Raw genomic sequence first — 11,842 nt, 5'->3', positions numbered from 1 at the left:
CGGGGCGGGGTGTGGCCCCGGCCCGGCCCCGCCTCACCCGCGCCCCCCGGGCGCCCGGCCGCGCCCCCCCCCCGGCACTACCGGTCCCGGTGATGCAGGGACATCGCGGTACCCGCTATGTGGGAGGTAGTGCCGGCCGCTGGCCGGCACCGCCCTCACCAGACGGTGAACACCTGCCCGCTCTGGATGCCTTCCACGCTGCGCTGGTAGGCCAGCGACGCGCGTTGCGCCGTCACCGGTTCAAAGCCCGGGAAGTACGCGCCGTAGTCATCCATCGATTCGGCCAGCACATTCGGGCTCACGGCGTTGATGCGCAGCCCCCGCGGCAGCAACTCGCAGGCGGCGGCGCGCACGAAACCTTCCAGTGCGGCGTTGGCTGCCGTGGCATTGGCGCCATCGCGGATCGGCTGGGCGCTGATGATGCCGCTGGTCAGGGTGATCGAGCCGCCGGTGTTCAGGTGATGCTGGGCGGCCAGGCTCAGCCGCACCTGGCCGAGCAGCTTGTCCTGCAGGCCGAGGTTGAAGTCGGCCGGCCGCATTTGCGCCAGCGGACCGAAGTGGACCCGGCCGGTGGTCGCGATCACGGCATCGACCTTGCCCACCTTCGCGAACAGCGCCTGCACGCTGGCATCGTCGGTCAGATCGACCTGCGCATCGCCACCATGACGGCCGGCGCGGATAACCTCATGGTGGGCGCCCAACGTGCTGGCGACGGCCTGGCCCAAGGTGCCGCTGGCACCGACAAGCAGGATCTTCATGTGCATGTCTCCCGTAAACGTAGGGGTAACGCCACGCCGTGCGTGGCTGCGCCTGGTCGTCAATCATTCGCCGCCGACAATGCCTGCCCACGCGTCGTCGCCGCGTCGATCGCGCGCGCGACCATGGTTTCAAAGCCGTCGGACTGGAAGCTCTCGATCGCGGCCTGGGTGGTGCCGTTCGGTGAGGTTACCCGACGACGCAGCTCGGCCGGGGCTTCGCCGGATTCATCGAGCATGCGCGAGGCACCGAGCAGCGTCTGCACCACCAGGGTGCGGGCCGCTTCGGCCGGCAGACCCTGGGCGATGCCGGCCGCTTCCATCGCTTCGGCCAGCAGGAACACATAGGCCGGGCCACTGCCGGAGACGGCGGTGACGGCGTCCATGCGCGCTTCGTCATCGATCCACACGGTGCGGCCGGCGCTGGCCAGCACGGTGTCGGCCTGCGCGCGCTGCGCGGCGCTGGCCGTGGCGGTGGCGAACAGCCCGGTCACGCCCGCGCCGAGCAGGGCCGGCGTGTTGGGCATCGCGCGGACCACCGCCATGCCACCGCCCAGCCAACGGTCCAGCTGGCCGCTGGTGATGCCGGCCGCGATGGAGACCACCAGCGGCTGCTTGCCTTGGGCGATATCGGTCAGCGAGGCGCAGACATCACGCAGCACCTGCGGTTTGACTGCCAGCACCCAGACCGTGCCCTGCGCGGCGGCTTCGCTCGCGCTGGCGTAGGTCTTGATGCCGAATTCGGCGGTCAGCTGCTCACGCAGTTCGGTCACCGGCTCGGCCACATGGAGGCTGGCCGGGGCCACGCCCTGGCGGACCAGGCCGGCGATCAGGCTGCGGGCCATGTTGCCGCCGCCGATGAAGGTGATGGGGGACGTGCTCATGAACTCTCCTTGGAACGGGGCGGGGCGCTCAGGCCGGTCGCGGGCGTGCGCCGAACAGCGCGGTGCCGATGCGGACCAGGGTGGCGCCATGGGCGATGGCCTCAGGGTAGTCGCTGCTCATCCCCATCGACAGCGTATCCACCTGCGGATGCGCTGCCGCCAGCGTGGCAAACAGCGCGGCCATCCGGGTGAAGGCGGCCTGGCGACGCTCGGGATCGGGCCAAGGCGCCGGGATCGCCATCAGCCCGCGCAGGCGCAGCTGCGGCGCCGCAGCGATGGCGGCCGCGAGCGTGTCGATGTCTTCCGGCGCGCAGCCGTGCTTGCTGTCCTCGTCATCGATGTTGACCTGGATCAGCACGTTCAGCGGCGGCTGGCTGGCCGGGCGGTGCGTGGCCAGTGCGGTGACCAGCTTGAGGCGGTCCACGCTCTGCACCCAGTCGAAATGGCGGGCAGCCAGCTCGGCCTTGTTGGACTGCAGATGACCGATCAGGTGCCACTCCAGGCCCAGCGGCGCCAGCGCCTCGATCTTGGCCACCGCCTCCTGCACGTAGTTCTCCCCGAAGGCTCGCTGGCCCTGCGCGGCCAGGGCCTGCACGGCCTCGGCCGGCTGCGTCTTGGAGACCGCCAGCAGGCGCGGATCTGGCCGCCCGGCGGCAGCGGCCGCGTTGTGCAGGTTCGTCAGGAGGGTCGGCAGGGCTTGGGCGGTCACGGCGGGTCCGGTGGATCAGGGGCTGGCGCGTATTGTGCACATCTCGCTCTATACTGCCGCCCGGGGAAAGAACCTTCCAGTCGCAGCAGTCATGGGGAGTAGCAGCGCATGGATATCGCCGAGCTGTTGGCGTTTTCTGTAAAGAACAAAGCGTCGGATCTTCATCTGTCGGCCGGCCTGCCGCCGATGATCCGCGTCGACGGCGATGTCCGTCGCATCAATATTCCGGCCCTGGACCACAAGCAGGTCCACGCGCTGGTGTACGACATCATGTCGGACAAGCAGCGCCGCGATTACGAAGAATTCCTCGAGGTCGATTTCTCGTTCGAGATTCCCTCGCTGGCGCGCTTCCGAGTCAATGCCTTCAATCAGAACCGCGGCGCGGGTGCGGTGTTCCGTACCATTCCCTCCGAGGTGCTCACGCTGGAAGACCTGGCCTGCCCGCCGATCTTCCGCGAGCTGATTGACCAGCCGCAGGGCCTGATCCTGGTCACCGGCCCGACCGGTTCGGGCAAGTCGACCACGCTGGCGGCGATGATCGACCACATCAACAAGAACGAATACGGCCACATCCTCACCGTCGAGGATCCGATCGAATTCGTGCACACCTCGCAGAAGTGCCTGATCAACCAGCGCGAAGTGCATCGCGACACGCACGGCTTCAACGAAGCGCTGCGTTCGGCCCTGCGTGAGGATCCGGACATCATCCTGGTCGGCGAACTGCGCGATCTGGAAACGATCCGTCTGGCGCTGACCGCGGCGGAAACCGGCCACCTGGTGTTCGGCACGCTGCACACCAGCTCGGCCGCCAAGACCATCGATCGCATCATCGACGTGTTCCCCGCCGGCGAAAAGCCGATGGTGCGCTCGATGCTGTCCGAGTCGCTGCGCGCGGTGATCTCGCAGGCGCTGCTGAAGAAGGTGGGGGGGGGGCGTACCGCCGCCTGGGAAATCATGGTCGGCACCCCGGCCATCCGCAACCTGATCCGCGAGGACAAGGTCGCGCAGATGTACTCGGCGATCCAGACCGGCCAGCAGATGGGCATGATGACCCTGGACCAGCACCTGCAGGATCTGGTCAAGCGCAGCCTGATCACCCGCAACCAGGCGCGCGAGTACGCCAAGGACAAGCGCATCTTCGAATGATGGTAGAGCCGGGCGCTGCCCGGCTTCCTGCACCGCCGGCCGTTGGCCGGCTCCCGGCAATCTTCGGAGCACACCGCAATGAACACCACCACCACCATCGACTTCACCTCGTTCCTCAAGCTGATGGCGCACCAGAAGGCGTCGGACCTGTTCATCACCGCGGGCATGCCGCCGGCGATCAAGGTCAACGGCAAGATCTCGCCGATCACCCAGACACCGCTGACGCCGCAGCAGAGCCGCGACCTGGTGTTGAACGTGATGACGCCGGCACAGCGCGAAGAGTTCGAAAAGACCCACGAGTGCAACTTCGCCATCGGCCTGTCCGGTGTCGGCCGCTTCCGCGTGAGCTGCTTCTACCAGCGCAACCAGGTCGGCATGGTGCTGCGCCGGATCGAGACGCGCATTCCCACCGTGGAAGAGCTGAGCCTGCCGCCGATCATCAAGACGCTGGCGATGACCAAGCGCGGCATCATCCTGTTCGTCGGCGCGACCGGCACCGGCAAATCGACCTCGCTGGCGGCGATGATCGGCTACCGCAACCACAACTCGACCGGGCACATCATCACCATCGAAGACCCGATCGAATTCGTTCACAAGCACGAGGGCTGCATCATCACCCAGCGCGAAGTGGGCATCGATACCGACAGCTGGGAAGCGGCGCTGAAGAACACCCTGCGCCAGGCACCGGACGTGATCATGATCGGCGAGGTGCGCACCCGCGAGGGCATGGATCACGCCATCGCCTTCGCTGAGACCGGCCACCTGGTGCTGTGCACGTTGCACGCCAACAATGCCAACCAGGCGATGGACCGCATCATCAACTTCTTCCCGGAAGACCGCCGCAACCAGTTGCTGATGGATCTCTCGCTGAACCTCAAGGGCGTGGTCGCCCAGCAGCTGATTCCCTCGCCGGATGGCAAGTCGCGCAAGGTCGCGATGGAGATCATGCTCGGCACGCCGCTGGTGCAGGATTACATCCGCGATGGCGAGATCCACAAGCTCAAGGAGGTGATGAAGGACTCCGTGCAGCTGGGCATGCGGACCTTCGATCAGAGCCTGTTCGAGCTGTATCAGGCCGGCGAGATCAGTTACGAAGACGCGCTGCGTTATGCGGATTCGCAGAACGAAGTACGCCTGCGCATCAAGCTGTCGCAGGGTGGCGATGCACGCACGCTGTCGCAGGGGCTGGACGGGGTGGAGATTTCGGAAGTCCGCTGACACAGCGGGCTTCAACAGGCGGCGCGGCGCTGGGATAGTCGCGCCGTCCTGGGCAACCGGGGTGCAGGGGCGCCGGCACCTTGCCGGTATCAACGTATCAGGTGATGGGCATATGGACATGCACGATCCGTACCGCGCGCCGGCGGCTTCCAGCGCGCAGCGTTGATCCAACAGCTGCAGCAGCGGCGATGGGTATCGATCAAGGATAAAAAGGTCACCTACGCGCTGCCGGGATGATGCGTATCTGCTTCATGCCTCGATTGATTAGCCACGCTCATGACCGAACGTACCCCACACCATCCAATCTCCGCCGCCGACAGGGCTATCGTGGCACTCCCCCATGACGCCGGTCCCACCGGCAGGAGCAGCACCATGCAGACACGTGAACTGGGCCGCAGCGGCCTGCGGGTTTCCGCCCTCGGCCTGGGCTGCATGGGGTTGAGCTACGGCTATGGCCCGGCCACCGACCGCACCGAGGCGATCGCCCTGCTGCGCGCCGCGGTCGAGCAGGGCGTGACCTTCTTCGATACGGCCGAAGCCTACGGCCCCTTCTTCAACGAGGAACTGCTGGGCGAGGCGCTCGCGCCGTTCCGCGACCAGCTGGTGATCGCCACCAAGTTCGGCTTCAAGGGTGGCCATGCCGACGCCGGTCTGGACAGTCGCCCCGAGCGTATCCGCGCGGTGGCCGAGGCCAGCCTGGCGCGGCTGAAGACCGACCGCATCGATCTGTTCTACCAGCACCGGGTGGACCCGAACGTGCCGATCGAGGACGTGGCCGGTACGGTCAAGGATCTGATCGCCGAGGGCAAGGTGAAGCACTTCGGTTTGTCCGAGGCCGGCGTCGATACCATTCGCCGGGCGCACGCCGTGCAGCCGGTGACGGCGCTGCAGAGCGAGTATTCCCTGTGGTGGCGCGAGCCGGAACAGGCGGTGTTGCCGGTGCTGGAAGAGTTGGGGATCGGCTTCGTGCCGTTCAGCCCGCTCGGCAAGGGCTTCCTGACCGGTGCGATCAACGTGGATACGCAGTTCGCGGCCGATGACTTCCGCAACAGCGTGCCGCGGTTTGCAGCGGAGGCGCGGCAAGCCAATCAGGCGTTGGTGGATCGCATCACCGCCATTGCCGCCGACAAGGGCGCGACGCCGGCCCAGATCGCCTTGGCCTGGCTGCTGGCGCGCAAGCCGTGGATCGTGCCGATTCCCGGTACGACCAAGCTGCACCGTCTGACGGAGAACCTGGGCGCGGTGGCCGTGGTGTTGAGCGATGCGGAGCTGCAGCAGATCGGTGCGGCGCTGGACAGCATCGCCATCGTCGGGGATCGCTACAACGCCGAGCGGCAGAAGCTGGTCGCGCGCTGAGCGGGGCGACGGGGCGCACGACCAACGGTCGTGCGCTACCCGTCCCACGCATGTCGGGTAGGTGCCGACCGTTGGTCGGCACACACCTCACCCGCGAATGAACGCCAACAGATCCGCGTTGATCACGTCCGCATGCGTCGTACACATCCCGTGCGGATAGCCCTTGTAGACCTTCAACGTGCCGTGCCTGAGCAGCTTGATCGCCAGCTCTGCTGAATCGGCGATCGGCACGATCTGGTCGTCGTCGCCGTGCATCACCAGCACCGGCACGTCGATCTTCTTCAGGTCGTCGGTGAAGTCGGTTTCCGAGAAGGCCTTGATGCAGTCGTAGTGCGCGTTGATCGCGCCCATCATGCCCTGCCGCCACCAGTTGTCGACGATGCCCTGCTGTGGCGGCGTGCCCTCGCGGTTGAAGCCGTAGAAGGGAATCGGCACGTCGCGGTAGAACGCCGCACGACCCGCGACCAGTGCCTGGCGGAAGCCATCGAAAACCTCTTTCGGCGTGCCGCCCGGGTTGACCTCGCTCTTGACCATGATCGGCGGCACCGCACCGATCAGCACGGCCTTGGCCACGCGCCCGGGTTTGGCCTGCGCCACATAGTGCGCGACTTCGCCACCGCCGGTGGAATGCCCGATGTGGATCGCATCGCGCAGGTCCAGGTGATCGGCCAGCGCGTTGACGTCGGCGGCGTAGGTGTCCATCTCATGCCCGCCGCTGGTCTGCGAGGAGCGGCCATGCCCGCGGCGGTCGTGCGCGATCACGCGGTAGCCCTGCAGCAGGAAGAACTGCAGTTGGGTATCCCAGTCATCGGCGCTGAGCGGCCAGCCGTGATGGAACACGAGGGGCTGACCCTTGCCCCAGTCTTTGTAGAAGATCTCGGTCTTGTCGGCGGTGGTGACGTAGGGCATGGCACGGAACTCCTGAGGGGGGGAGGGGCGCAGCGGGGTACCCGTGCATGCTGCGTCTACAGGGTGTTCAGGCGGGATGAAAGGGGGATGTCGATTTCGCGACCCTGGCGCAGCTGAATCAATCTCCCCAACATCTGTCACGCCGATCGTGTCTAATACCGCTCCCCACGTCACACCCCCACCCCCATGTCCCTTGATTCCCATGGCCCCGCGCCGTGCGACGACGCTGACGGCCACCTGGTCACCGCAGGCCCGCTGACCCCGCCACCGGACAGCGCCGGCACCGTGGCCGACGAGAAAGCCCTGCGCCATTCCGTGGCCGAAGACGTGCAGGGCATGGTCCTGGCGACCCTGGTCGCCTCGCTCGGCCTGGCGATCTTCGCCAAGGGTGGGCTGATGATCGGCGGCATGGCCGGGCTGGCGTTTCTGGCCCACTACGCCTTCGGCTGGAACTTCGGCCTGGTATTCGTGCTGGTCAACCTGCCGTTCTATTGGGTGGCCGTGCGCCGCATGGGCTGGGAATTCACCCTGAAGACCTTCGCGGCGGTCACCGCCTGCGGCGTGCTGACCGACCTGCTGCCGCGCTGGGCCGATTTCGCCCACATGAGCTCGCTGTACTCGGCGATCGTCGGTGGCGCACTGGCGGGTCTGGGCATCCTGTTCTACATCCGCCACCGGGCCAGCCTGGGCGGCATCGGCATCCTGGCCGTGTACCTGCAGCGCACCCGCGGCTGGAGCGCCGGCAAGGTGCAGATGTCGTTCGACACACTGCTGATGTGCGTGGCGTTCTCGGTGCTGTCCCCGTCCAAGGTGATGTACTCGGCGATTGGCGCGGTGGTGCTCAGCCTGGTGCTGATGTTCAACCACCGCCCGGGCCGCTACATGGGCGTCTGACGCCCGTTACTCGCCCTGCGGTGGCACCGCAACGACGGTCACGCCGGAGACCCAGCGGCGGCTGCGCAGGTCCAATGCGGCCGCCTGTTCACCCGGGCCGCGGTACAGCCACAGCTGGCAGCACAGGGCATGGTCGCCGGCATAGCTGCTGCGCAGGGCGATGAGCGTGGCGCTGTAGCACTGCTTCCCCGAGCGGATCACGGTGTCGGCGGCGGTATCGAAGGTATAGCTCCCCGCGCCGCGCCACGGCCAGAGGTCTGTCTCACCGGGATCGGTGCCGGCCGGGACCGGGCAGCGTCCCTGCTCATCGCCGAAATGCGCGACGCCGTCGCCATCAACGGTCAGCGCGGCCAGCAGGCGCTCGATGTGCCTGAGCAGGCGCCGGTCCGCTGCGATCGCCGTGGCGGACGCATCCAGCGGTTCGCCGTCGACATGCATCACCGGATCGGCCAGCCGATGCTCGCGGCCGTAGCGCACCTTCAACCGGGTCGTCGGGCTGCGTTCGCGTGGGTCGGCCGACAACGGCCGGTTCAGCAGCAGGGTATCGCCGTAGTAGTCGCCATCGCGGTAGGCGATGTAGCTGACCCCGTCGATACGCAGCCAGTACAGGCCCTGATCGCTGCCACGCCCGCTGAGGCCGTATTGGCCCTGTGCCCAAGGGCGCTGCGGGTCCAGGCTGTCCGGCACCACGAAGCCGCGCTGCGGATCCCGCCGCAGCATGTCCACCTGCGTGTACAGGCCGGTGCCGCCGCTGTAGGCGCTCTGCACCAGGTCACGCTGGCCGTCGCCATCCAGATCGAGCAGGGAGAGCGACAGCTCGCCCATCTCCACCGGCACGCTGTGCTGGGCATCGGTCCCGCGCAGGTAGCGGGTCACCGCGTCCCAATCGGCCGGGGTGATGTTGGCCGGGCGCACCAGCGCGGGCAGCGGCGCATCGCTGTCGCCGGCCACCGGGATCTGCAGGTCGATGCCGGTTTCGTCGCGGTAGCGGGCCAGCACGGTATCGATCGGGGCCGGGTCGTCGACCGGCACCGCGGCGATCTCCGCGCGCAGGCGCTCCAGCACGCCGTCCAGGTCGCTTGCGGCAGCCAGCGGGGGCAGGCTCAGGGCAGCGAGCAGCGCAGCCCGCACGACGGGGTGCGTCACTTCTGGCGCCAGGCCGGCTTGAGCGTGTCGATGCGCTTGAACACCGGGCAGTCCGGGGCGTGCGCGCCGGGCAGGTAGCCCAGGCTCATCAGGAACTCGCCGGTGATCTCCCCGCCGGTGAAGCGGAAGGTCTTCTTGAACAGCTTCACCCAGCCGGCCTTGTCCAGCGGATGGTGGGCATCCAGCCAGCCGACGAAACTGCCGTGGCTGGCCCGCAGCTGCTGGATCACCTGGGCGTTGTGGACCGCTGCGTGCACCTTGAGCCGGTTGCGGATGATGCGGGCATCGTTGAGCAGGCGCTCGATCTCACGCTCGCCATAGGCGGCCACCGTGTCCACGTCGAAACCATCGTAGGCCGCACGGAAGCCCTCGCGCTTCTTCAGGATGGTCTCCCAGCTCAGGCCGGCCTGGTTGATCTCCAGGATCAGGCGCTCGAACAGTTCGCGCTCCTCACGCTGCGGGAAGCCGTACTCGTGGTCATGGTAGTGGCCGTGGACCGGATGGCCGGGGGCGATGAGGCAGTAACCGGACACGTGCAGCTCCTTGCGATGGCGGATCAGGCGCACGGGCCGGGGCACGCACGCAGGCCTGCATTATGTCAGCGCGAAAGCGCACATCACGGCCAGCGGCTAGAATGGGGCCATGTCTGAACTGTCTACTTCGCTTGCCCACCACCTGCTGGTCGCGCTGCCGTCGCTGACCGACCCCACCTTTGCCCGTACCGTGGCGCTGATCTGCCAGCACGACGAGAACGGCGCGATGGGCGTGCTGGTCAACCAGCCCTCCGAGTACACCCTCGGCGAGGTGCTGGCCCAGATGGAAATCACCACCACCAGTGACACCCTGCCTGGCCAGATCGTGCTCAACGGCGGCCCGGTGCATCCCGAGCGCGGCTTCGTGATCCATGACGATGCGCGCAACTGGGATTCCAGCCTGGCCGTGGGCGAGGGCGTGTTCCTCACCACCTCGCGCGACATCCTTGAAGCCATGGCCCGTGGCGAGGGCCCGCGCAATGCGCTGGTCACCCTGGGCTGCGCCGGCTGGAGCGAAGGGCAGCTGGAGTCCGAGCTGGCCGAGAACAGCTGGCTGGCCGTGCCGGCCGACGCCGAGCTGTTGTTCAACACGCCGTTCGAACAGCGTTGGCAAGGTGCGGCGGCACGTATCGGCGTGGACCTGTTCCGCCTCACCGATTACAGCGGCCATGTCTGAGCCGGCCACGCCAGCGCCTGCTGCGGCCACGCCGCCAACCATCCGCCGTGATGGCACGGTGCTCGGCTTCGACGTCGGTTCGCGCCGCATCGGCGTGGCCATCGGCAGCTCGTTCGGCACCCATGCGCGGGCGATCGCGGTGGTCGATGTCCACGGCCATGGCCCGGACTGGACCGCGGTGGAGCGCCTGATCAAAGAGTGGCGGCCGGACGGCCTGGTGGTCGGCGATCCGCTGACCCTGGACGGCCAGGACCAGCCCAACCGCAAGCGTGCGCAGGGCTTTGCCCGCCAGCTGCGGGAACGTTTCAAACTGCCGGTGGTGCTGGTCGACGAGCGTTCCAGCTCGGTCGAGGCGGCACGCCGGTTCGCGGTCGAGCGCGCCGAAGGCCGCAAACGCCGTCGCGATGCCGCTGCACTCGATGCAGTGGCCGCGGCGGTGATCATCGAACGCTGGCTCTCCTGCCCGGATGACGCCACCCCCGTTTCCTGACCCTCAGACCCTGCCCATGACCGCCTCGCAACTCGATTCCGATGGACGCCTGCGCCACCTGCTGACCCTGGAGGGTCTGCCCCGCGAAACCCTGCTGCAGCTGCTCGACCGCGCCGGCCAGATCCGCGACGCGGCTGTCGGCCGGGTCGGCAACAAGCGTCATGTGCTCGGTGGCTCGGCGGTCTGCACGCTGTTCTTCGAACCGTCCACACGCACCCGCAGCTCGTTCCAGCTGGCCGCGCAGCGGCTGGGTGCGGACGTGCTGAACTTCGACGCCTCCACGTCCTCCACCCGCAAGGGCGAGACCGCCTGCGACACGCTGAAGAACCTGGAAGCCATGGGCGTGCGCGGCTTCGTGGTGCGGCATCCCGATGATGGCGCGGTGGCAGCGCTGGCCGCGGTGGCGGGCGAGGGTACCGCCCTGGTCAACGCCGGTGACGGGCGCAGCTCGCACCCGACCCAGGGCCTGCTGGACATGCTGACCCTGCGCCAGGCCAAGGGCAGCGATTTCTCGAAGATGAAAGTGATCATCGTCGGCGACGTGAAGCACTCGCGCGTGGCCCGCACCGACCTGCATGCCCTGCGCACGCTGGGCGTCGGCGAGATCCGCGTGTGCGGCCCGCAGTCGCTGTTGCCGGACGATGACACCCTCAAGGGCTGCATCGTTGGCGATGATTTCGACGCCATGCTGGAAGGCGCCGATGCGTTGATGATGCTGCGCCTGCAGCGCGAGCGCATGGAAGAAGGCCTGGTGCCCTCGCTGGAGCAGTACCACGCGCAGTACGGCCTGGATGCCGCGCGCTTGAAGCGTGCCGGCACCGACGCCGCCGTGTTGCACCCGGGCCCGATCAACCGCGGCGTGGAAGTGACCGACGAGGTGGCCGACGGCCCGCAGTCGTGGGTACTGCGCCAGGTCGCCAACGGCGTCGCCGTGCGCATGGCGGTGTTGGAGACGTTGCTGGGGTGAGCGTCAAGGGTATCGAACCGCATGCGAACCCATGACCGGTAGTGCCGGCCGCTGGCCGGCTCCGCAGAAATTCCCCCAGCGCGCAGGGTAGTGGCGGCCCCCGGCCCGGGCCCCCCCCAAACCCGGCCGCCCCCCCCGGGGCGGCCCCACCCCGGACAA

At 67.7% G+C, this 11,842-nt stretch carries 13 protein-coding genes; 7 read left to right on the top strand and 6 right to left on the bottom strand.

Annotation, left to right across the window (positions count from 1 at the left end; all coding sequences use genetic code 11):
• Positions 1 to 155: 155 nt before the first annotated feature.
• From ABE571_RS18565 to ABE571_RS18555, 3 genes are read right to left on the bottom strand one after another with little or no spacing between them, the layout of a single operon-like run.
• Complete coding sequence (locus ABE571_RS18565) at positions 156 to 758, bottom strand: short chain dehydrogenase (protein ID WP_313212132.1); 603 nt, start codon at positions 756 to 758, stop codon at positions 156 to 158.
• Positions 759 to 817: 59 nt separating this feature from the next.
• On the bottom strand, positions 818 to 1,639 hold the full coding sequence (proC, locus tag ABE571_RS18560; RefSeq protein WP_346494377.1) for a pyrroline-5-carboxylate reductase: 822 nt from the start codon (positions 1,637 to 1,639) through the stop codon (positions 818 to 820).
• A 28-nt stretch (positions 1,640 to 1,667) separates the two neighbouring features.
• A complete protein-coding gene (locus tag ABE571_RS18555) occupies positions 1,668 to 2,348 on the bottom strand; it encodes a YggS family pyridoxal phosphate-dependent enzyme (RefSeq protein ID WP_346494375.1) in 681 nt (226 codons plus the stop codon).
• A gap of 108 nt (positions 2,349 to 2,456) precedes the next feature.
• Between ABE571_RS18555 and ABE571_RS18550 the strand changes: the two genes are divergently transcribed.
• The 3 genes from ABE571_RS18550 to ABE571_RS18540 all read left to right on the top strand — a co-directional run bounded on the left by ABE571_RS18550 (position 2,457) and on the right by ABE571_RS18540 (position 6,068).
• The gene (locus ABE571_RS18550) at positions 2,457 to 3,494 is read left to right on the top strand and encodes a type IV pilus twitching motility protein PilT (protein WP_019185385.1); all 1,038 of its coding nucleotides are present in this window, start codon (positions 2,457 to 2,459) and stop codon (positions 3,492 to 3,494) included.
• 78 nt (positions 3,495 to 3,572) lie between these two features.
• Positions 3,573 to 4,712 (top strand): PilT/PilU family type 4a pilus ATPase, encoded by a 1,140-nt coding sequence (locus tag ABE571_RS18545; protein WP_313212136.1) that lies wholly within the window; start codon positions 3,573 to 3,575, stop codon positions 4,710 to 4,712.
• Between the two features lie 372 nt (positions 4,713 to 5,084).
• Positions 5,085 to 6,068, top strand: a complete 984-nt coding sequence (locus ABE571_RS18540; RefSeq protein WP_346494373.1) for an aldo/keto reductase — start codon at positions 5,085 to 5,087, stop codon at positions 6,066 to 6,068.
• Positions 6,069 to 6,155: 87 nt separating this feature from the next.
• On the opposite strand, the gene ABE571_RS18535 is transcribed toward ABE571_RS18540, so the two are convergent.
• Entirely contained in the window at positions 6,156 to 6,977 is an 822-nt protein-coding gene (locus tag ABE571_RS18535; RefSeq protein ID WP_346494371.1) for an alpha/beta hydrolase, read from the bottom strand.
• Between the two features lie 186 nt (positions 6,978 to 7,163).
• Here ABE571_RS18535 and ABE571_RS18530 point away from each other — a divergent pair, with 186 nt between their 5' ends.
• Entirely contained in the window at positions 7,164 to 7,871 is a 708-nt protein-coding gene (locus ABE571_RS18530) for a YitT family protein (protein ID WP_179460934.1), read from the top strand.
• Between the two features lie 6 nt (positions 7,872 to 7,877).
• On the opposite strand, the gene ABE571_RS18525 is transcribed toward ABE571_RS18530, so the two are convergent.
• Together ABE571_RS18525 and ABE571_RS18520 are read right to left on the bottom strand one after the other, a co-directional pair.
• Positions 7,878 to 9,017: a hypothetical protein gene (locus ABE571_RS18525; protein ID WP_313212139.1), complete on the bottom strand. Its 1,140-nt coding sequence runs from the start codon at positions 9,015 to 9,017 to the stop codon at positions 7,878 to 7,880.
• Complete coding sequence (locus ABE571_RS18520) at positions 9,014 to 9,550, bottom strand: DNA-3-methyladenine glycosylase I (RefSeq protein ID WP_313217443.1); 537 nt, start codon at positions 9,548 to 9,550, stop codon at positions 9,014 to 9,016. The genes ABE571_RS18525 and ABE571_RS18520 overlap by 4 nt, the downstream gene beginning before the upstream one ends.
• A 109-nt stretch (positions 9,551 to 9,659) precedes the next feature.
• Here ABE571_RS18520 and ABE571_RS18515 point away from each other — a divergent pair, with 109 nt between their 5' ends.
• The 3 genes from ABE571_RS18515 to ABE571_RS18505 are packed head-to-tail and all read left to right on the top strand — an operon-like array spanning position 9,660 to position 11,683.
• Positions 9,660 to 10,226: a YqgE/AlgH family protein gene (locus ABE571_RS18515; RefSeq protein WP_313212141.1), complete on the top strand. Its 567-nt coding sequence runs from the start codon at positions 9,660 to 9,662 to the stop codon at positions 10,224 to 10,226.
• Positions 10,219 to 10,716, top strand: a complete 498-nt coding sequence (gene ruvX / locus ABE571_RS18510; protein WP_313212142.1) for a Holliday junction resolvase RuvX — start codon at positions 10,219 to 10,221, stop codon at positions 10,714 to 10,716. The genes ABE571_RS18515 and ruvX overlap by 8 nt, the downstream gene beginning before the upstream one ends.
• A 16-nt stretch (positions 10,717 to 10,732) precedes the next feature.
• Positions 10,733 to 11,683: an aspartate carbamoyltransferase catalytic subunit gene (locus ABE571_RS18505; protein WP_313212143.1), complete on the top strand. Its 951-nt coding sequence runs from the start codon at positions 10,733 to 10,735 to the stop codon at positions 11,681 to 11,683.
• Positions 11,684 to 11,842 lie beyond the last annotated feature (159 nt).

It is taken from the genome of Stenotrophomonas sp. TWI273 (assembly GCF_039674765.1).
Lineage (GTDB): Bacteria > Pseudomonadota > Gammaproteobacteria > Xanthomonadales > Xanthomonadaceae > Stenotrophomonas.
Note: the sequence above shows the minus strand (reverse complement) of the source record. Positions and strands in the feature narration are given on the sequence as shown.

Excerpts from the sequence above, each read along its gene's own strand:
- ruvX (WP_313212142.1), top strand. The coding sequence starts at position 10,219 with ATGTCTGAGCCGGCCACGCCAGCGCCTGCTGCGGCCACGCCGCCAACC.
- ABE571_RS18530 (WP_179460934.1), top strand. The coding sequence starts at position 7,164 with ATGTCCCTTGATTCCCATGGCCCCGCGCCGTGCGACGACGCTGACGGC.
- ABE571_RS18515 (WP_313212141.1), top strand. The coding sequence starts at position 9,660 with ATGTCTGAACTGTCTACTTCGCTTGCCCACCACCTGCTGGTCGCGCTG.
- ABE571_RS18540 (WP_346494373.1), top strand. The coding sequence starts at position 5,085 with ATGCAGACACGTGAACTGGGCCGCAGCGGCCTGCGGGTTTCCGCCCTC.
- proC (WP_346494377.1), bottom strand. The coding sequence starts at position 1,639 with ATGAGCACGTCCCCCATCACCTTCATCGGCGGCGGCAACATGGCCCGC.
- ABE571_RS18505 (WP_313212143.1), top strand. The coding sequence starts at position 10,733 with ATGACCGCCTCGCAACTCGATTCCGATGGACGCCTGCGCCACCTGCTG.
- ABE571_RS18565 (WP_313212132.1), bottom strand. The coding sequence starts at position 758 with ATGAAGATCCTGCTTGTCGGTGCCAGCGGCACCTTGGGCCAGGCCGTC.
- ABE571_RS18545 (WP_313212136.1), top strand. The coding sequence starts at position 3,573 with ATGAACACCACCACCACCATCGACTTCACCTCGTTCCTCAAGCTGATG.
- ABE571_RS18550 (WP_019185385.1), top strand. The coding sequence starts at position 2,457 with ATGGATATCGCCGAGCTGTTGGCGTTTTCTGTAAAGAACAAAGCGTCG.
- ABE571_RS18535 (WP_346494371.1), bottom strand. The coding sequence starts at position 6,977 with ATGCCCTACGTCACCACCGCCGACAAGACCGAGATCTTCTACAAAGAC.